We start from the raw sequence: 19,930 nt of genomic DNA, 5'->3' as shown, positions 1-19,930 counted from the left end.
ACACACGTATCGTCACGTCCGGCGGGGTGCCACATCCCCGTGATTTGGTCGCCGGTTGGGGTGCGTGGAGGCTCAACCCATCGCCGGTTCAATCCGGCTCAGCTCTATTAGGAGATTTGAATGTCCAATGTAACCATGCGCCAAATGCTGGAGGCCGGCGTACATTTCGGTCACCAGACGCGCTATTGGAATCCCAAGATGGCTCCGTATATTTTCGGCGCGCGGAGCAACATCCATATCATCAATCTGGAAAAGACTATACCTCTGTTCAATGAGGCCATGAAATACCTCGAACAGCAGGCGGCCAACAGAGGCAGAGTTCTTTTCGTCGGCACCAAGAGAACCACCCGCAAGGTCATCGAAGATGAAGCCAAGCGCTGTGGTATGCCTTATGTGAATTATCGCTGGTTGGGCGGAATGCTCACCAATTTCAAGACCATCAAACAATCTATCGCTCGCATGAAAGAGCTTGAAGCGATGCGGGACGACGGTCGCTTGCAGCGGTTCAACAAGAAGGAAGCGCTCGGCATGATGCGCGAGTTGGAGAAGTTGGAGCATAGTTTGGGCGGGATTCGGGATATGGACCGGCTTCCGGAGGTGTTGTTCATTATGGATGTAGGCTATGAAAAGAATGCCATCAGCGAAGCGAAAAAGCTGGGCATTCCGGTCGTCGGCATTGTCGATACCAACAACAGCCCGGTCGGCATCGACTATGTCATACCGGGCAACGACGACTCCATTCGTGCTGTTCAGCTGTATGCGCAGAGCGCCGCGACAGCCATCCTGCAAGGCAAGGCGCACAGTCTCGATTTTGCCGGAGGGGAAGACGAATTTGTGGAGATGGAGTCAAATACCGAGACGAGTTCGGATTCCGCTGCGGAAGCGGCTAGCGCATATGCCGAGTAAGGCATGCGTTTTTCGTGCCTGAATGCGTTGATACGCTCAAAACGCCTCCATCAGGGGGCGTTTTTATAAGCGTAAATGCTTGAATAGCGATGATAAGCAATTAATGATGAGGTTCGGTCAATGAATATCAGTGCCGCAATGGTGAAGGAGCTCCGCGAACGCACCGGTTCGGGGATGATGGAATGCAAGAAGGCGTTGCAGGATGCCAACGGTGATATGGAAGCCGCAGTTGAGTTGATGCGGAAAGCGGGTCTCGCGAAAGCAGACAAGAAGTCTGGCCGCACTGCCGCCGAAGGCCGTATTTCTACGAAAACGAGTGCTGATGGTAAGCGTGCGGTCATCGTGGAAATCAACTGCGAGACCGATTTCGTCGCCAAGGGCGATGATTTCGTAGAGTTCGTCAATAACGTCGTGCAAACCGCATTGGATTCGACAGCTAGTTCGCTCGACGAATTGCTCGCTACTGTGATGCCGTCCTCGGGATCCAGCGTGGAGGAAACGCGCCGGGCTATGGTTGCCAAAATCGGCGAGAATATCAATGTGCGGCGGTTCGAGAGCATTACATCGGAAAGCGGTAATATCGCGAGTTATTTGCACGGAACCCGGATCGGTGTTCTTGTCGAGTTGGTCGGCGGTGATCAGGAGTTGGGTCGGGATATTGCCATGCACGTCGCGGCTAGCAAACCCTTGTGCGTGGACGAAAAAGGCGTGCCTGCCGAAACGGTCGCCAAGGAGCGGGATATCGCCAAGGCGCAGGCTGAAGCCGAAGGGAAGCCTGCTAATATCGTCGAGAAAATGGTAGAGGGCAAGATCAAGAAATTCCTGGGGGAAGTTACCTTGCTCGGTCAACCTTTCGTCAAAGATCCCGATCAGACTGTCGGTAAGTTGCTGAGTAGCCGAGGAGCTAGCGTAGGTCGCTTTGTACGATTCGAGGTTGGCGAAGGCATAGAAAAGGTAGAAAGCAATTTCGCCGAAGAAGTGATGGCACAAGTAAGAAACAGTTAAACTTTCGTGAGTAAACCTCTGGCGGAGTGCTTTGCACGGCGACCCGTCAGGGGTTTGCGGATAACCAATCGACAACACAGAATTTGAACCGATGAGCGCGCCTAAATACACCCGAATTCTGCTGAAGTTAAGCGGCGAAGCGCTTATGGGTGAACAGGGAAGTGGTATCGACCCACAAACGATTAAGCGTCTAGCGCACGAAATAAATGATTTGTGTCAGATCGGTGTCCAGGTGGGGCTGGTCATTGGGGGCGGCAACATCATACGTGGCTCGGAAAAGGCATCAGAAGGCTTGGATCGGGTTACCGGCGATTACATGGGTATGCTGGCCACAGTCCTGAATGCCCTTGCTATGCAGGACGCCCTTGAAAAACTCGGGCAGCCGGTCCGCGTCATGTCGGCTTTGAAAATCAATCAGGTTTGCGAGGATTACATCAGGCGTCGTGCAGTCCGACACCTTGAGAAAGGGCGGGTAGTCATCTTTGCTGCGGGTACCGGCAATCCATTTTTCACGACGGATTCGGCAGCCAGCCTGCGTGCGATCGAGATCAATGCCGAGTTGCTGATTAAGGCCACTAAAGTGGAGGGGGTTTATTCGGCGGATCCGCTCAAGGATTCCAATGCGCGGTTTTACTCGAGGCTGACCTATGACGAGGCCTTGGATCAACGCCTTAATGTAATGGATGCCACGGCGCTGGTTTTGTGCCGCGACCATAATATGCCGCTGAGGGTGATGAACGTGTTCGATCCCGGGGCCGTCATGCGCGTGGTTCTGGGCGAAGATATTGGATCCTTAATTGAAACCGGTAGATAACCATGATCGACGATATTCAAAAACGGACTGCGGAACGAATGAAGAAGAGTATCGAGGCGCTCAAGCATGAGTTTGCCAAGATAAGGACCGGCCGAGCTCATCCCAGCCTCTTGGATCACATCATGGTGTCTTACTACGGCAACGAGGTACCGTTAACGCAAACGGCCAACGTCGCTGTCGAAGATGCCCGAACACTGACCGTGACCCCATGGGAGCGCAGTATGGTTCAGGCTATCGAAAAGGCGATCATGACGTCCGATTTGGGGCTGAATCCCTCGACTGCCGGTTCGGTAATCCGTGTCCCCATGCCGCCGCTTACCGAAGAACGGCGGCGCGACCTGATCAAGGTCGTGCGTCACGAAGCCGAAAATGCTCGGGTCGCGATTCGCAATATACGGCGCGATGCCAATAATGAGCTCAAGGCTGCGTTGAAGGAAAAGCAAATCTCGGAAGACCAGGAGCGACGCAGTCAAGAGCAAGTTCAAAAATTGACCGATCAGTACATTAAAGACGTCGATGGTTTGCTGAGCGAAAAGGAAGCGGACTTAATGGCAATTTAATCGGTCCCTTCCGGTCGTGTCGAAATTCGGCTCTTTCTTCAATAATTATCAGCCAGTATTCGATGGTGCCCCCGGCGAAACCGATTTCACTCAGGAACGGTTGGGCATCTCGTTTTCCAAAATGATGATCAGTTCGGAACCTAAATATGGAAGTGCCCGCTGTCCCTATCGATGATGACCGGCTGCCCCGCCATATCGCCATCGTTATGGATGGTAATGGCCGTTGGGCAAAAAAGCGTTTTCTGCCGCGTACGGCTGGGCATCGCGCCGGTGTCTCGGCAGTACGAAAGGTTATCGAACACTGTCTGAAGCGCCGAATCGAGGCGCTCACCCTGTTCGCCTTCAGCAGCGAAAACTGGCGGCGTCCTCCGCAAGAGGTGTCTCTGCTCATGGAGCTGTTTTTGACAACCTTGGAGCGGGAAACCGAAAAGCTTCATGAAAATGGCGTCCGGCTTCGGGTGATCGGCGATCGGGCGGCGTTTTCGCCCGCGCTGCAGGAAAAGATTTCGGCCGCCGAAAGGCTTACCAGTTCGAATACCCATTTGAACCTGACCATCGCGGCTAATTACGGCGGCCGCTGGGATATTTTGCAGGCTGCCCGTGCGCTGGCCGAAAAGGTCGCACGAGGCGAGCTGTGTTCCGGAGACATTAGCGCGGATGTCTTTGAATCTCAGTTGACCCTGACGGATCTGCCCGAGCCCGATCTTTTCATTCGCACCGGTGGCGAACAGCGGATTAGCAATTTCTTGTTGTGGCAGCTGGCTTACACCGAACTCTATTTCACGCCTGCCTTGTGGCCAGATTTCGACGAACAATCACTCGAACTCGCGTTGAACGACTACGCAAGTCGACAGCGCCGCTTCGGATATACGAGCGAGCAAGTCGAGGATCTGGTTCCAGAAAACGTTTGCACTAAGACAAGCGAATCCCGTTAATTTTGCTATTTACGAGACAGTCATGCTGAAAAATCGAGTCATTACCGCTTTGGTGCTGGCGCCGCTCATTATCGCCGCGATTTTATTCTTGCCCGCTGACGGTTTTGCGGTGTTTTGGGGCGCGATTATTTTAGCTGGCGCTTGGGAGTGGGCGAATCTTTCCGGTCTCGGTAGCTTATCGTCGCGTCTCAGTTTCGTCGGTGTGGTGTTCGCTTTTCTGCTTGCTGCGCGGTATTTCGCCATCGACTGGGCACCGGGTGAACTGCCTGAGTGGTTTTACTGGCCCGTAGTGGCCTGGTGGTTCGTGTGGGGAATCGCGTTCCGTCGGATACCTGAGCGTTTGGTCAAGATCCAGTATCCGCTTGCTGCGAAACTGGCCGCCGGTGCATTCGTGCTGATCACCGGTTGGATCTTGATGGTCTGGCTGCGCTTGAATTTTCGTCAGGAACAGGTTTTTTATCTGGTATTTCTCGTTTGGGCGGCCGATGTGGCGGCTTATTTTGTGGGTAAGCGCTGGGGCCATACCAAGTTGCTGGAACCGATCAGTCCCGGCAAGACCGTTGAAGGGGTTTATGGGGCCTTGTTCGCTGCGGCGGTCCTGGCAATTGCGGTAGGGCTATTCGCAAAGCTCGAAGCTATCGCCCTTGCCGATTTCGTGTTCCTGTCTTTGTTTACAGTGGCAGCGTCAGTATGCGGCGACCTTTTCGAAAGCCTAGCAAAGCGCGTTCGCGGGGTGAAGGACAGTGGCGCCGTATTACCGGGGCACGGTGGAATTCTCGATCGCATCGATAGCTTGCTGGCGGCAGTTTCGATCTTTTATGCCGGTTCGTTGCTGCTCGGAGTATTTTTGACGGCGGAGTTGGAAACAAATATCGTCATTCCCGAGGAGCTGCCTGCTGAAAGTTCCGGAGACATAACGCCTCATGACGAGGAGGGGACAAACGATGAAGGTTTTGTGGAAGAAGGCGTCGTAAACGAAGAAAAATCTCCCTCGAACAAGGGAGCCCATTAAGATGAAAGGCATTTGCATTCTTGGCTCGACAGGATCCATTGGCGTCAGCACGCTCGATGTGGTTGCACGGCATCCGGATCGTTACCGGGTCGTGGCGCTTACCGCGAATAACAATCTGGACCGGCTTTATGAGCAATGTCAGCAGTTCCGGCCTTCATATGTGGTTCTCCGTAGCGAAGGGCAGGCTGAAGAATTGAGACGGCGGCTCTGTGCTGCTGGGCTGCCGGATACCGAAGTGCTAAGCGGCACGAAATCTCTGGAAGAGGTGGCCATGTTGCCTGAAGTGGATGGCGTCATGGCCGCTATTGTCGGGGCGGCGGGGCTTTTGCCGACTTTGGCGGCGGCAAGAGCCGGCAAGACCGTATTCTTGGCGAACAAAGAGGCGCTGGTGATGTCGGGGCAGCTTTTCATGGCCGAGGTTGCCAAGTCGGGCGCCAAGCTGCTGCCGATCGACAGTGAGCACAATGCCATTTTTCAGTGCATGCCGGCAGATTACTGCGCCGGTCAGACGGCTTCCGGCGTCCGGCGGATTTTGCTTACCGCTTCCGGCGGTCCTTTTTTGCGTAAGCCATTAGATGAGTTGGACGACGTAACGCCGGATCAAGCCGTGGCTCATCCCAACTGGGTTATGGGGCGGAAAATTTCGGTCGATTCGGCTACTATGATGAACAAAGGGCTAGAAGTGATCGAAGCATGCCTGTTGTTCAACATGCTGCCTGAGCGCATTCAAGTCGTTATTCATCGGCAAAGCGTCATTCATTCGTTGGTCGATTATGTCGACGGGACGGTGCTGGCGCAAATGGGTAGCCCGGATATGCGTATTCCCATCGCCCATGCCTTAGCTTGGCCGGAGCGATTCGAGTCTGGGGCGGAACCTCTGGACCTATTCAGTGTCAGACAATTGGACTTCGAGGCACCGGATGAAGCTCGTTTTCCATGTTTGAGTTTGGCTTATCAAGCTGTTCGTGCAGCCGGAACGATGCCGGCTATTCTAAATGCCGCGAACGAAGTGGCCGTTTCGTCGTTCTTGGATCGTAAGATACGGTTCACGGATATTCCAGAGACAATCAAGCATTGCATGGCGACTATTGTGCCGGGCCCCGCCAATACAATCGATGCCGTTCTCGATGCGGACCGAATCGCTCGCTCGACGGCCGAGTCATATATCAATCGGCTAGCGGTGTATTAACGCTCCCATGTTTTCGCTCCTTCATACGCTTTTTTACTTCATCGTAGCGTTAACAATCCTGATCGCCTTTCATGAGTTGGGCCATTTTTGGGCTGCGCGGAAATTAGGAGTTAAGGTTATCCGGTTTTCGTTGGGGTTCGGGAAGATTCTCTGGCGTCATCAAAGAACGCCTGATAGCACCGAATTCACCGTGGCGGCGCTTCCCTTGGGCGGCTATGTGAAAATGGTGGATGAACGGGAGGGAACAGTAGCACCGGCTGATCTGCCTTATGCTTTCAACCGTCAATCTCTAATTCGTCGCGTAGCGATTGTATTTGCAGGACCGTTCTTCAATTTCATTTTAGCGATTCTGGTCTACTGGGCGGTTTTCATGATCGGCGAAACCGGCATGCGCCCCGTGTTGGGACCCGTGGCCAGCGGCTCGTTGGCGGCTCAGGTCGGGTTTGCGGAAGGCGACGAGATTGTGGCTGTGGCAGGTGAAGCGACGCCTACCTGGAACCAAGCCATGGGCGAATTGCTGGAGCGAATCATGGAGGGTGAAGCGATTCCCGTCGACGTCAAGACGAAGGGCGGTGAACAACTGCAGCGAACCCTGACGGTACCGGAGGAACTCGCACAGCAGCCTAATTTATTGTATCAGCGCCTGGGCATTCGTCCTTGGGAGCCGGATATTCCGCCGATTATCGATAGGGTCGAGCCGGGCGGTGCGGCGGAGAGAGCCGGGTTGCAGGCTGGCGATAGGCTGGTAAGTGTGGACGGCAGACCGATTAGGACATGGCGGGAGTGGGTGGATCATGTGCGCGCCCATCCCAACGCTTCGCTCGAAGTCGTCGTGGAGCGCGGTGGCGAGCGCTTGTCTCGCTCGGTAACGCCGACGCCGGTTGAATCGGAAGAAGGTCGTATCGGGAGAATAGGCGCTGCAGTTCAGATACCCGAGCACCTTATTGATGCAATGCAGGTAGAGTATCGTCTCGGCGTGCTTCCTGCGTTTGTGGCCGCAGTAGAAAAAACCGGCGATTACTCCGTTTTGACTTTGAAAATGATCGGGCGGATGCTGGTCGGTAAAGCAGGCATCGAAAACCTGAGTGGTCCGATCAGCATCGCTCAGTATGCCGGAAAATCGGCGAGCATAGGCTTTAGTCAATTTCTTAAGTTTCTCGCCATTGTCAGCGTCAGCTTGGCCGTGTTGAATTTATTGCCGATTCCCGTGCTCGACGGCGGACATCTCATGTTTTATCTGGTCGAGGCTGTCAAAGGCAGTCCCGTGTCGGAGCAGACGCAAGCGTTCTTTCAGCAAATCGGCTTATTCATTCTGTTATCCTTGATGAGTCTGGCATTCATTCTCGACATCGAGCGTTTGCTGACATAAATCGAAACCGAAGCAACCCACGGATACATTCATGAAAACACATTGGGGCGTCGCATTCTTGGGCATGGCGGCTCTTTTTTTCGGGCCGGCCTATGCCGACAATAAAGCCATTGAACAAGCGTTAAAGGACGCTTTGCCCGGAGTCAAGCCGGATTCGATCACACCGTCCGCCATGTCGGGGCTTTACGAAGTCGTTGTTGGGCCGAAGCTGTTCTATGTTTCGGAGGACGGTCGGTATTTGTTTCAGGGCTCGATGATCGATATTAAGGCGCGCGAAGATTTAACGGAAGGCAAGCTGGCCGACGCTCGAGTCAGTTCTCTGAAAAAAGTCGGCTCAGACAACATGATAGTCTTCAAGCCTAAGAGTTCGAAGCACTTGCTATACGTGTTCACCGATATCGATTGCGGCTACTGTCGAAAACTGCATTCGGAGATCGATCAGTATCTAACGGAAGGTATCGAGATTCGTTACCTGTTTTTCCCGCGCGCTGGCGAAGGCTCTGATTCCTACAAGAAAGCGGTGTCGGTGTGGTGTGCGGACGATCGCAACGCGGCTTTGACCAAGGCGAAGCGTGGCGAGACCATCGAAAACCGGCAATGCGACAACCCGGTAGATCGGCATCTGACACTGGGAACGCAAATGGGCGCCGCCGGAACGCCCATGCTTGTCACCGAGAAAGGGAACATACTGCCGGGATACGTGCCGGCTAGTCAATTGGCCAAGATTTTGGCTCAAGAGAGCGAAAAATAAGCGCCCATTTAGGCGTGGTCGACTCCAGCGTCTTGCTCTCAGTTCGTCAAGTCCTTTAGGGTGAACAGCAAGTCCAAGGCCTGTTTGGGTGTGATTTCTTCGGGTCTGATCGTTCTGAGCAGATCCAACGCAGGGTGAGGCTCGGCATTCGCGAAAAGGTCGAATTGCCGTGCTTCGCTTTGATGTTCCGCATAGGTCTGGTTCTCCAGAACCGTCAACTTCTTGCGCGCGTTGTCAATCACCGTTCTCGGCACGCCAGCCAGAGCAGCCACCTGGAGTCCGTAGCTCTGGTTGGCCGGGCCGTCCTTGACGGCATGAAGGAACACGACCCCATCGCCGTGCTCTACTGCGTCCAGATGGACGTTCTGTACCCCGGGGCACTCGTCAGGCAGCGTAATCAATTCGAAGTAGTGGGTCGCAAAAAGCGTGAACGCCTGGATCTTGCGTGCCAAGTAGTCGGCCGTTGCCCAGGCCAGCGCCAAGCCATCAAAGGTGCTGGTGCCGCGACCGATCTCATCCATTAGCACGAGACTTGATGATGTCGCGTTATGAAGGATGTTCGCGGTCTCGGTCATCTCGACCATAAATGTCGATCGGCCGCTGGCCAAGTCGTCGGAGGCACCGATCCGGGTGAAAATCCGGTCGATCGGGCCTATCATCGCCGCTTCCGCAGGCACGTAGCTGCCGATATGAGCCATTAAGACGATAAGTGCGGTTTGGCGCATATAAGTGGATTTCCCGCCCATATTGGGGCCGGTGATAATGAGCATGCGGCGGTCGGAGTTGAGTTCCAAATCGTTGGGGACAAACGGCGTATCGGCAACCGTTTCGACGACGGGATGGCGGCCGCCTGTGATGCGAATGCCTGGTTCCTTGATTAGTAGGGGCATGGTGAGGTTCAGGCTTTCGGCGCGCTCGGCCAGGTTGGCCAAGACGTCCAGCTCCGAGAGCCCTGAAGCGCAGTCCTGCAGCGCTTTTATCGACGTGCCAAGAATATCCAATAGCTCGTCATAAAGGGCTTTCTCAAACGCTAGGGAGCGTTCCCGTGCGCTCAGCACCTTATCTTCAAAGGCTTTTAGTTCTGGCGTGATATAGCGCTCGGCACCCTTCAAGGTTTGGCGCCGGATGTAGTCTGCCGGGACCCTGTCGGCCTGCGTGCGGGAAAGCTCGAGATAGAAGCCTTGCACACGATTGTATCCGACCTTTAGGTTTGATAGCCCAGTTCGCTGGCGTTCCCGCTGCTCGAGGTCAACCAGGAAGCGTTCCGTGTTTTGGCTGAGGTTGCGTAGTTCGTCCAGTTCCGGATGGTAACCTTCGGCAATGACGCCGCCATCGCGGATCAGCATAGGCGGGTTTTCTATGATCGCGCGATCGAGCAGTTGGTAAATTTCAGGCTGCTCTCGAATCCGCTGCCGTATGTCCGTAAGGAGCGTGCTCTCCAGGGTTTCGAGCTGATTTAAGAGCTCGGGTAGCGTACCTAACGATGCTCGCAATACCACGAGATCCCGCGGCCGCGCCGATTTGAGCGCGATGCGGGCGACGATGCGTTCAATGTCCCCGACTGATGCAAGCACATCGCGAATGGAAGCGTAATTCCTATCTTTGCGTAGTGCCTCTATGGCCTCGTAACGCTGATAAAGAATGCGTTGATCTCGTAGAGGATGATGGAGCCAGCGTCGCAGCAGGCGTCCGCCCATGGCGGTTGAGGTGCGGTCGAGTACGCCGAACACGGTAAGATTGACCCGACCCGACGGATGAAAATCCAATTCCAAGTTGCGCCGGCTTGCCGCGTCCAGGATGATGCTTTCCTCGCCAGTTTCTGTCCGTAACCCTTGGATGTGGGGCAGCGCGCTTTTTTGGGTGTCCTGAACATATTGAAGCAAACAACCTGCGGCGGCGATCGCCGCGGGCGAACCTTCGCAGCCGAAGCCGGAGAGATCTTGAGTTTTGAATTGAAGAAGCAATCGATGGCGTGCGCTCTCGGGGTCGAAGTGCCAAGACGGTCGCCGGGTGATCCCACGCCTTGCGGCTATGGTTGGTGGTGGCGACCATTCTTCGCTGATGAGTAGCTCAGAAGGATTTAAACGCTCCAGTTCGCCGGCTAATCTCTCCAGGCTGGTGACCTGCTGAACTGTGAATCGTCCGCCGGCCAGGTCTAATCCGGCGAGACCATAAATTTCGCCGAGCTGGACTATGGCGACCAATAGATTCTCTTTGCGATCCTCCAGCAAGGCCTCTTCGGTCACTGTGCCGGGGCTGACGATGCGTACGACCTTGCGTTCGACGGGACCTTTGGAAGCGGCTGGATCTCCAATTTGTTCACAGATCGCAACCGATTCACCGAGTTTGATCAGTCGAGCGAGATAACCATCGACGGCATGATAGGGGACACCCGCCATAGGTATGCGTTCGCCGGCCGATTCGCCCCTAGCGGTCAAGGTGATGTCCAGGAGTTGTGCGGCTTTACGCGCATCCTCGTAGAAGAGTTCGTAAAAATCCCCCATTCGGAAAAAGAGAAGCTGCTCGGGGTGTTCGGCCTTGATGCGCAGGTACTGCTGCATCAGTGGGGTATGTCTGGAGAGTGTGGTTGCTTGATCGGTCATCAGAGTAGTTTATCGGATAGAATAAAGGTCTGCGATTGAGCGAATGGCTGACATATGGCGGAGGACGAAGCGTTATACGCGTTGGCGCGCGAGGTTGGGCAGATCCTGAGGCTTCAGGAGCGAGTGCTAGTCTTGGCCGAGTCTTGCACCGGTGGGTGGGTGGCCCAATGTATCACCGATGTGCCCGGAAGCTCCGCTTGGTTCGATAGAGGGTTCGTCACCTACAGCAATCAGGCGAAGTACGAGTTGCTGGGCGTGCCGAGCGAAATCATCGAAGTTTATGGCGCTGTCAGCGTCGAAACGGTGCGAGCCATGGCTGCGGGTGCCTTGAGTCATAGTGCGGCGGGCGTGGCGGCGGCCGTTAGCGGAATCGCCGGGCCGACCGGCGGTACGCCGGATAAGCCTGTGGGCACCGTATGGTTCGCTTGGCAGCGGGGCGATGGCATCTGCCGCGTAAAACACATGCAGTTCGGCGGTGATCGGCGTCAGGTCAGGCGGCAAGCGGTTAGAGTCGCGCTTCAAGGTATTCTTGATGTCTGCCGAGATTAAAACGCTTCGTTTGTTTTTCGCTCTTTGGCCAGACGGGGCGGTACGCGCTTCACTGGCGCAGCTTGTCGATACGCTCAAGCAAACGGCTACGGCTAAGTGGGTAAAGGGGGAAAATCTTCATATTACACTGGCTTTTTTGGGAGAAGTGAATGAAGATCGGTTGCCGGTGGTCAGTCAGGTTGGCGACAGCATTGTCGGACAGTCATTTGAGCTGAGTCTCGATCGAATCGAGTTTTGGCCGAAAAAGGGAATTATCTGCCTGTCGCCCCTGAGTGCGCCGGAAGCGCTGAACCATTTGGCAAACAGTTTGACTGCCGGCCTCGGTCGAATTGGGTTTGTCATGGAAAACAGGCCATTCCGGGCGCATCTGACGCTGGCCAGGAAAGCTTGCCGCGACAGTGTGTCGTCACAGACTATCGACGATCCGATCCGTTGGCGCGTGAGTTCGTTCAGTCTGATCGAGTCCCAAATTAGCCGCGCCGGCTCACTGTATCTGGTGCGGAAGAGCTGGAACCTGCCGAGTTTTCAGGCTATTCCCGACGATTCGTCTGTGAGATAATTAGTAATTATTTACAACGGTTTAGTCAGTATTAATCTAATGGACGAAAACAAAAAGAAAGCGTTGAGTGCAGCGCTTTCGCAAATCGAAAAGCAGTTTGGCAAAGGGTCCGTGATGCGGATGGGGGATGTCCCCGCAATGCGTGACCTCGAAGTCATTCCCACGGGCTCGCTGTCTCTCGATATCGCATTGGGCTGCGGCGGTTTGCCTCGCGGACGTATCGTAGAAATATACGGTCCCGAATCATCCGGCAAGACGACTCTGACGCTCGAAGTCATTGCTCAGGCTCAAAAGCGGGGCGGGGTTGCGGCTTTCGTCGATGCCGAGCACGCCCTAGACCCCGTTTACGCGGAAAAAATTGGTGTCAATCTGGACGATTTGCTGGTATCCCAGCCCGATACCGGCGAGCAGGCACTGGAAATCGCCGACATGTTGGTTCGGTCGGGCGGCGTCGACATCGTCGTGATCGACTCAGTGGCGGCTTTAACGCCTAAAGCGGAAATCGAAGGCGAAATGGGCGACTCCCATGTCGGTCTTCAGGCTCGTTTGATGTCTCAGGCGCTGCGAAAACTTACGGCCAATATCAAGCGCTCGAATACTTTGGTCATTTTCATCAATCAGATCCGCATGAAGATCGGCGTTATGTTCGGCAATCCGGAGACGACAACCGGCGGAAATGCACTCAAATTTTACGCTTCGGTTCGTCTCGATATTCGCCGTTTGGGGGCGATCAAGAATGGTGACGAAGTGGTCGGCAACGAGACTCGTGTCAAGGTGGTGAAGAACAAAGTGGCGCCTCCGTTCAGGAATGCGGATTTCGAAATTCTTTACGGCGAAGGCGTTTCCCACGAAGGCGAATTGGTCGATTTGGGCGTGAATTACGGCATTCTGCAGAAGTCGGGCTCCTGGTACAGTCTCGGAGCGGAGCGTATCGGCCAAGGTAAGGATAACGCTCGCAATTTCCTGAAAGAGCGTCCGGAGTTGGCTGAAAGCATCGAGTCTAAGATTCGTGAAAAAGCCTTCGGCAGCAGCGCCCCTGCAGTGGGGCAGGTCGCTGCGTCCGATCCGCTTGAGGAGGCCGGATCCTGAGCGACGTTCCCGACTCGTTGCAGGCGGTAAAGGCTGCGGCCCTGCGTTATCTTTCACATCGCGAATGCAGCAGTGCGGAGCTGCGGCAGAAGCTTTGCCGCAAGGGGTATTCGGAAGCCGTGGTTGAGCAAGTCGTTGCAGATCTGGCATCTCAAGGCTTGCAGAGCGATGGGCGTTTCGCTGAAGTGTTCGCGCGCAGTCGCGCCGAAAAGGGATACGGAGCGTACCGGATTAGACAGGAGTTGCGACAGCACGGCGTCGACGTGGATAAATCGCTGGAAAATGATCGGGATTGGGACGCGTTGATCCATAAAACTTATGTCAAAAGGTATGGCGAGACCATTCCGGATTCGCTCCTAGAGCGTGCGGCGCGGGAGCGCTTTCTTAGGCGACGTGGCTTCGAATCGGATCAGATCCGCCGCTTGTTCAAACGCTTGAGATATCCTGACAGCGAATAATCCTCACAAGAATAAGAATGAAACCATCGGTAGCAGCGAAATGACCAGCGCAGAACTGCGTTCACTTTTTTTGAAGTATTTCGAGGGGCGGCAACATACGGTCGTTCCATCCAGCTCGTTGATTCCGGCCGATGATCCTACTCTGCTGTTCACGAACGCGGGTATGGTTCAATTCAAAGACGTGTTTTTGGGGCGAGAAGAGCGTCCGTACGTTCGCGCGGCCTCGGCGCAACGCTGCGTAAGAGCGGGTGGTAAGCACAACGACTTGGAAAACGTTGGATATACGGCGCGCCACCATACGTTCTTCGAGATGCTGGGGAATTTCAGCTTCGGCGATTATTTCAAGCGTGATGCGATTCATTACGCGTGGGAATTTTTGACCGGGGTTTTGAAGCTGCCGGCCGAGCGGCTCTGGGTTACGGTTTACGACCAGGATAAGGAAGCCGAGGCGATCTGGCTTAACGATGTAGGCGTTGATCCAACACGGTTTGCACGCATAGGCTCTAAGGATAACTTCTGGAGCATGGGCGACACGGGGCCCTGTGGCCCTTGTACCGAAATTTTCTATGACCATGGCGAAGGGATTCCGGGAGGTCCGCCCGGTTCGCTCAACGAGGATGGCGATAGGTACATCGAAATCTGGAATCTCGTATTCATGCAGTACGATCGTGCTCCGGATGGAACGCTTACGCCATTGCCTAGGCCGTCGGTCGATACAGGTATGGGCTTGGAGCGGATTGCTGCCGTCGTTCAAGGCGTACACAGCAATTACGAAATCGACATCTTTAAGGCTTTGATAAGGGCCGCAGCGGATCTTGCGCGAGTCGAAAGCACCGACAACAGCTCGTTGAGAGTACTGGCCGATCATATTCGCTCGTGTGCTTTCCTGATTGCCGACGGCGTTTTGCCGTCCAACGAGGGGCGCGGCTATGTGCTCCGTCGTATCATTCGAAGAGCGATTCGCCACGGTTACAAGCTGGGGATTCGCGAGACCTTCTTTTACCGGTTGGTTGGTCCGCTTTGCGCTCAGATGGGTGATGCGTATCCGGATTTGGCTGCGGCGCGGTCCATGGTGGAGCAAGTCCTAAAGAAGGAAGAAGAGCGTTTTGCCGAAACCTTGGAGCAAGGGATGAGAGTTCTGGAAGCCCATCTCAAGGGGATGAGCGGCAAGACGATTTCCGGCGATGCTGTGTTTCAGCTTTATGACACCTACGGCTTTCCGGTTGATTTAACAGCCGATTTTGCCCGTGAGCATGGTCTGATTTTGGACCTGGAAGGTTTCGAGAAAGCAATGGAGGAGCAGCGGGAGCGCGCGCGCGCGGCCAGTCATTTCGGCGTCGATTACTCCCACGATGTACATCTCGACGTACGCTGTGAATTCACCGGTTATAAGAGTTCGCATGAGGAGACAGCCGTTGAGGCGGCGCTACGGGATGGCAAGCCCGTTGAGACTCTATCGGCCGGCGAGGAAGGCATTCTGATTTTGGCCAAAACTCCGTTCTACGCCGAGTCTGGTGGACAGGTCGGCGATCGAGGCATCATTCGCGCGGGCGACAATCTGTTCGAAGTATCGGATACCCAGAAGAAGACCGGCGATTTGATTCTTCATATCGGGCGAGTATTGAAAGGCGAGTTCAAAGCCGGTTCGATTTGCGAGGCGGAAGTCGATGTCGAGTCTCGCAATGCTACGGCGCTCAATCATTCCGCGACTCACTTGCTGCACGCGGCATTAAGGAAAGTTTTAGGGGATCACGTGACTCAGAAGGGCTCCCTGGTTGATCCCGACCGGTTACGTTTCGATTTTTCCCACTTTGCGCCGGTAACGGCGGAGCAAATCGAGACGATCGAACGGTTGGTGAATGAACAGATTCGTGCCAACAATGCCGTAACGGCGGAAATGATGCCGAGGGAGGCCGCCATCAAGGCGGGAGCGATGGCCTTGTTTGGTGAGAAGTATGGCGATAACGTGCGTGTCCTTCGGATCGGCGATTTTTCGACCGAATTGTGCGGCGGAATTCATGTCAAACGCGCTGGTGACATTGGCTTGTTTAAGATCGTGAGCGAAACCGGAGTGGCAGCCGGAGTTCGTAGAATCGAAGCGGTTACAGGTGAGGCCGCTGTCGATTGGATAGAGAAAAACGATCGCATCTTGCTGTCTCTCGAAGAGAGAGTGAAAGCCGGGCGGGACGCTTTGGATGAAAAAGTGAACCAGCTTCTCGAAAGAAATCGTTCTTTGGAGAAGGAATTGGACCGACTCAAAGCAAAGCTGGCGAGTGCCGCAGGTGACGATCTGGTCTCTCGGGCGATATCGGTCGACGGAGTGAAAGTTTTGGCGGCAAAAGTGGAAGAAAGCGATCCGAAAGGGCTTCGGGATATGGTCGATCAACTCAGGAATAAGCTGGGGAGTGCAGCGATCGTGCTGGGGTCGGTCAAAGAAGATAAGGTGACGCTGATCGCCGGAGTAACCAAAGATCAGATAAACCGGATCAAGGCCGGGGATTTGGTTAACGCAGTGGCCGTGCAGGTCGGCGGAAAAGGTGGCGGCCGAGCCGATATGGCTCAAGCTGGGGGGACCAATCCGGCAATGCTGGACGCAGCGTTGAAGAGCGTACCGGATTGGGTGCGGCGCCATACGGCATAATCACAGACAGACTTCTCAGAAGAACATGGCCTTATACGTACATAAATACGGCGGTACGTCGGTGGGTAGTACCGAGCGAATACGACATGTCGCCGACAACATTGTCAAAGCGCGAGGGAGAGGCGAGGACATCGTTGTTGTCGTATCTGCAATGAGTGGAGAAACCAATCGTCTGGTGACCTTGGCTCAGGATATTCAGGCGCGTCCCGAGCCGCGGGAAATGGATGTACTGCTCGCTACGGGTGAGCAGATCACCATAGCTCTTCTGTGCATGGCTCTGCACGAAAAGGGCATCCCGGCATGCTCATACACTGGCGGGCAAGTCAGAATCGTCACCGACCGCGCCCATACGAAGGCGCGTATTTTGAATATCGACACCGATCGCATCTTGAGTGATCTCGGTCGGGGCAGGGTGGTGGTGGTAGCCGGTTTTCAAGGCATCACCGAGGATGGTGATATCACCACATTGGGGCGCGGCGGGTCGGATACCACGGCGGTAGCCCTGGCTGCGGCGCTCAAAGCGAGTGAGTGCTTGATCTACACCGACGTGGATGGTGTTTACACCACCGATCCGCGCGTTGAGCCGCGCGCCAGGCGGCTGGACCGAATTACATTCGAAGAAATGTTAGAAATGGCGAGTTTGGGATCGAAAGTATTGCAGATTCGATCAGTCGAGTTCGCCGGTAAATACAATGTCCCTCTACGGGTGCTTTCGAGTTTTAAGGAAGGCCCTGGCACGTTGATCAGTTACGAGGAAGAAAACGTGGAAAAGCCGCTAATTTCCGGCATAGCGTTCAATCGAGACGAAGCTAAGCTGACCATTATGGGTGTGCCCGATCGTCCAGGCATCGCCTATAAAATCCTTGGTCCCATCGCAAATGCGAATATTGAAGTCGATATGATTGTCCAAAATATCGGAGAGGACGGCACAACCGATTTCACGTTTACAGTGCATCGCAATGACTATGGAAAAGCTTTGGACATTCTGCATAGCACTTGCGCCGAACTCGGCGCGCGCGAAGTTGCTGGTGATGACAAGATTGTCAAAGTATCCTTGGTTGGTGTCGGGATGCGCTCGCACGCCGGGATTGCCAGCAAGATGTTCGAGGCTCTTGCAAAAGAGGGGATCAATATCCAGATGATATCGACCTCCGAAATCAAGATTTCTGTAGTTTTGAATGAAAAATATCTGGAACTCGCAGTTCGGAGTTTGCACGAAGCCTTTAATCTCGATCAGTCGGTGGAAGCGGCGTGAGGTCAAATTTTCATTATAAACATAAGAAAAACTGATATAATATAGCGCTTAACCGTTTGTGTTGGTTGGCTTGGTGTTGCGGCAAGCGGCACCATTTTAAGGTAGGTCACGAGCGACCGGAAAGGAAGGATTTATGTTGATATTGACTCGTAGAGTCGGTGAGACTCTGATGATCGGGGATGATGTAACGGTTACCGTATTAGGGGTAAAAGGTAATCAGGTTCGCATTGGTGTGAACGCGCCCAAGGAAGTTTCTGTGCATCGGGAAGAGATCTATGAGCGCATAAAAAGAGAGCAGCAGGCTCAAACACCAGAAAAAACAGCTGAGCATACGGAATAAGTCGATTATAATCTCGTCAGTTTCGGAGAGATGGCCGAGAGGCTGAAGGCGCTCCCCTGCTAAGGGAGTATAGGGTCAAAAGCTCTATCGAGGGTTCGAATCCCTCTCTCTCCGCCATTCCATTAAAGCGCAGAAGATCTCGAGTGGCGATTACCCGGTTCGGGTGGGTTCGGGAGCTGCGAGTCTGTTTTCAATCTAGCCCGTATGACGCAAATCTGTTTCAATTTTGGCGCTGAGTCTTGGTTTGGCATGATTTTGGCGGCCAAGTCTTCACATAAACAGGTTTTTCGGTAAAATATCTGGTTTTTTCGGGTTGTTCTTGCATCCTTAAGAGGAAATTTAATGGTCACGATTCGTCTTGCCCGTGGTGGCGCAAAAAAGCGCCCTTTCTATCATGTCGTTGTTGCCGACAGCAGATGTAAACGAGATGGTCGTTACATTGAGCGAGTTGGGTTTTTTAACCCGATCGCTTCCGGGAAAGACGAAAGACTGCGTTTAAATGATGCGCGTGTTCAGTATTGGCTGAGTCAAGGCGCCAAGACGACCGAACGGGTTCACTCCTTGATTAAGGAATTTCGGAAAGGCGCAGACTCGGCTGCGGCTTAAATTTATTCCCGCGACACAGGTTTACAGTGGCGCGGCAGATTGTCGCCGGTGAAGTGTTGGGTGCGTTTGGCGTCCGAGGGTGGGTAAGAGTTCGCTCACATACCGATCCGCCAGACAATATCTTGAGTTATTCGCCGTGGCTGATCGGCGATGAGAAAGCTCAAAAGGAATTTAAGATCGTCGGCGGGCGCCGGCATGGGAACACGGTCGTAGCGCATCTGGAGGGTGTGGATAACCGTGACCAAGCGTTGCAGTTATCTACGCTGAATATCTTCGTTAACAGAGAACAGTTTCAGCCAACGAAGCCAGGCGAATATTATTGGGCGGATTTGATCGGGCTTGAGGTCCGTACGACATCCGGCATTAGTCTGGGTGCCGTGACCGGCATGATGGAAACCGGTGCGAACGATGTTATGACGGTTCACGGCGAGCGAGAGCGCTTGATCCCTTTTGTGGTCGGCGAATTCGTTAAGAGTGTCGACTTGAATGAGGGTGTTCTAATCGTAGATTGGGATCCGGATTTTTAGAGCCGTAGCTCAATGCGTTTCGATGTCGTTACCCTGTTCCCCGAAATGGTCGAAAGTGCCGCCAGGTGCGGTGTAACCGGGCGGGCAATCGAAAGAGGGATTGTCGATCTCAAGCTCTGGAATCCGCGGGACTGGACCTCGGATCGGCATAGAACGGTAGATGATCGTCCCTACGGCGGTGGGCCGGGCATGGTTATGAAAGTCGAGCCGTTGCGCAGTGCAATCCGTGCGGCACGAGCTGACTCGAATCTAGCCGCAAAGACGATTTATTTGAGCCCGCAAGGCGGTTTGTTGACTCAAGATGTTGTCGTTCGTCTTTCTCGGCAGCCGAGACTTGTTCTGGTTGCCGGACGCTACGAGGGAGTCGACGAGCGCCTGATCGAAGCCGAAATCGACGAAGAGTGGTCGATAGGTGACTATGTCTTGAGCGGTGGCGAGTTGGCGGTGCTGGTGATGTTCGATGCGGTGGTTAGATTGCTGCCTGGTGTTTTAGGGCATGCAGATTCGGCTGTTCAGGACTCGCACATGGCGGGGTTGTTGGATTGCCCCCATTACACTCGGCCTGAAATGCTCGATGGCCGGCGAGTTCCTGAGATTTTGCAGAGTGGAGACCATGCTGCGATCAGACGCTGGCGCTTGAAACAGTCCCTGGGCCGAACTTGGTTAAGAAGACCAGATTTATTAGCTAAGCTTGAGCTCGATGCGGAGCAGCGGAATTTGCTGGAAGAGTTTAAACACGAATTGAAAGCCGGAACGAATTAA

20 protein-coding genes and 1 tRNA gene are annotated in these 19,930 nt (G+C 54.2%); 20 read left to right on the top strand and 1 reads right to left on the bottom strand.

Features of this window, described 5'->3' with window-relative positions; genetic code table 11:
* Nucleotides 1-120 precede the first annotated feature (120 nt).
* From rpsB to JOD69_RS16430, 9 genes are all read left to right on the top strand, one after another.
* Nucleotides 121-906: a 30S ribosomal protein S2 gene (rpsB, locus tag JOD69_RS16470; RefSeq protein ID WP_077731266.1), complete on the top strand. Its 786-nt coding sequence runs from the start codon at nt 121-123 to the stop codon at nt 904-906.
* A gap of 120 nt (nt 907-1,026) precedes the next feature.
* Entirely contained in the window at nt 1,027-1,911 is an 885-nt protein-coding gene (tsf, locus tag JOD69_RS16465; protein ID WP_077731265.1) for a translation elongation factor Ts, read from the top strand.
* A gap of 91 nt (nt 1,912-2,002) precedes the next feature.
* Nucleotides 2,003-2,725 carry a UMP kinase gene (pyrH, locus tag JOD69_RS16460; RefSeq protein WP_077731264.1) on the top strand — a complete coding sequence of 241 codons (723 nt, stop codon included), beginning with the start codon at nt 2,003-2,005 and terminating at the stop codon, nt 2,723-2,725.
* Between the two features lie 2 nt (nt 2,726-2,727).
* Nucleotides 2,728-3,285 carry a ribosome recycling factor gene (gene frr / locus JOD69_RS16455; protein ID WP_077731263.1) on the top strand — a complete coding sequence of 186 codons (558 nt, stop codon included), beginning with the start codon at nt 2,728-2,730 and terminating at the stop codon, nt 3,283-3,285.
* Between the two features lie 146 nt (nt 3,286-3,431).
* Entirely contained in the window at nt 3,432-4,220 is a 789-nt protein-coding gene (gene uppS / locus JOD69_RS16450; RefSeq protein ID WP_077731262.1) for a polyprenyl diphosphate synthase, read from the top strand.
* Nucleotides 4,221-4,242: 22 nt separating this feature from the next.
* The gene (locus tag JOD69_RS16445; RefSeq protein WP_077731261.1) at nt 4,243-5,232 is read left to right on the top strand and encodes a phosphatidate cytidylyltransferase; all 990 of its coding nucleotides are present in this window, start codon (nt 4,243-4,245) and stop codon (nt 5,230-5,232) included.
* 1 nt (nt 5,233) lies between these two features.
* Complete coding sequence (gene ispC / locus JOD69_RS16440; RefSeq protein WP_077731260.1) at nt 5,234-6,421, top strand: 1-deoxy-D-xylulose-5-phosphate reductoisomerase; 1,188 nt, start codon at nt 5,234-5,236, stop codon at nt 6,419-6,421.
* Nucleotides 6,422-6,428: 7 nt separating this feature from the next.
* Nucleotides 6,429-7,790 carry an RIP metalloprotease RseP gene (gene rseP, locus JOD69_RS16435; RefSeq protein WP_077731259.1) on the top strand — a complete coding sequence of 454 codons (1,362 nt, stop codon included), beginning with the start codon at nt 6,429-6,431 and terminating at the stop codon, nt 7,788-7,790.
* A 31-nt stretch (nt 7,791-7,821) separates the two neighbouring features.
* Nucleotides 7,822-8,541, top strand: coding sequence for a DsbC family protein (locus JOD69_RS16430; protein WP_077731258.1), 720 nt, complete (start codon nt 7,822-7,824; stop codon nt 8,539-8,541).
* A 38-nt stretch (nt 8,542-8,579) separates the two neighbouring features.
* On the opposite strand, the gene mutS is transcribed toward JOD69_RS16430, so the two are convergent.
* Nucleotides 8,580-11,144 carry a DNA mismatch repair protein MutS gene (gene mutS, locus JOD69_RS16425; protein ID WP_210024079.1) on the bottom strand — a complete coding sequence of 855 codons (2,565 nt, stop codon included), beginning with the start codon at nt 11,142-11,144 and terminating at the stop codon, nt 8,580-8,582.
* A 54-nt stretch (nt 11,145-11,198) separates the two neighbouring features.
* Here mutS and JOD69_RS16420 point away from each other — a divergent pair, with 54 nt between their 5' ends.
* The 11 genes from JOD69_RS16420 (at nt 11,199) to trmD (ending at nt 19,930) form a co-directional block, all read left to right on the top strand.
* A complete protein-coding gene (locus JOD69_RS16420) occupies nt 11,199-11,693 on the top strand; it encodes a CinA family protein (protein ID WP_077731256.1) in 495 nt (164 codons plus the stop codon).
* On the top strand, nt 11,677-12,252 hold the full coding sequence (gene thpR, locus JOD69_RS16415; protein WP_077731255.1) for an RNA 2',3'-cyclic phosphodiesterase: 576 nt from the start codon (nt 11,677-11,679) through the stop codon (nt 12,250-12,252). Before JOD69_RS16420 ends, thpR begins: the two co-directional genes overlap by 17 nt.
* A 39-nt stretch (nt 12,253-12,291) precedes the next feature.
* On the top strand, nt 12,292-13,341 hold the full coding sequence (gene recA / locus JOD69_RS16410) for a recombinase RecA (RefSeq protein ID WP_077731254.1): 1,050 nt from the start codon (nt 12,292-12,294) through the stop codon (nt 13,339-13,341).
* Between the two features lie 17 nt (nt 13,342-13,358).
* Nucleotides 13,359-13,799, top strand: a complete 441-nt coding sequence (locus tag JOD69_RS16405) for a regulatory protein RecX (protein WP_168175468.1) — start codon at nt 13,359-13,361, stop codon at nt 13,797-13,799.
* Between the two features lie 40 nt (nt 13,800-13,839).
* A complete protein-coding gene (gene alaS, locus JOD69_RS16400) occupies nt 13,840-16,440 on the top strand; it encodes an alanine--tRNA ligase (RefSeq protein WP_086134461.1) in 2,601 nt (866 codons plus the stop codon).
* A 25-nt stretch (nt 16,441-16,465) separates the two neighbouring features.
* Nucleotides 16,466-17,695 carry an aspartate kinase gene (locus JOD69_RS16395; protein WP_077731251.1) on the top strand — a complete coding sequence of 410 codons (1,230 nt, stop codon included), beginning with the start codon at nt 16,466-16,468 and terminating at the stop codon, nt 17,693-17,695.
* 133 nt (nt 17,696-17,828) lie between these two features.
* Entirely contained in the window at nt 17,829-18,035 is a 207-nt protein-coding gene (csrA, locus tag JOD69_RS16390; RefSeq protein ID WP_077731250.1) for a carbon storage regulator CsrA, read from the top strand.
* Nucleotides 18,036-18,059: 24 nt separating this feature from the next.
* A tRNA-Ser gene (locus JOD69_RS16385) sits at nt 18,060-18,152 on the top strand.
* A 225-nt stretch (nt 18,153-18,377) separates the two neighbouring features.
* Nucleotides 18,378-18,641: a 30S ribosomal protein S16 gene (rpsP, locus tag JOD69_RS16380; RefSeq protein ID WP_077731249.1), complete on the top strand. Its 264-nt coding sequence runs from the start codon at nt 18,378-18,380 to the stop codon at nt 18,639-18,641.
* 26 nt (nt 18,642-18,667) lie between these two features.
* On the top strand, nt 18,668-19,168 hold the full coding sequence (gene rimM / locus JOD69_RS16375) for a ribosome maturation factor RimM (protein WP_240507009.1): 501 nt from the start codon (nt 18,668-18,670) through the stop codon (nt 19,166-19,168).
* Nucleotides 19,169-19,180: 12 nt separating this feature from the next.
* Nucleotides 19,181-19,930 carry a tRNA (guanosine(37)-N1)-methyltransferase TrmD gene (gene trmD / locus JOD69_RS16370; RefSeq protein WP_086134462.1) on the top strand — a complete coding sequence of 250 codons (750 nt, stop codon included), beginning with the start codon at nt 19,181-19,183 and terminating at the stop codon, nt 19,928-19,930.

Origin of the sequence: Methylocaldum sp. RMAD-M (assembly GCF_017832375.1) — a bacterium.
Lineage (GTDB): Bacteria > Pseudomonadota > Gammaproteobacteria > Methylococcales > Methylococcaceae > Methylocaldum.
Note: the sequence above shows the minus strand (reverse complement) of the source record. Positions and strands in the feature narration are given on the sequence as shown.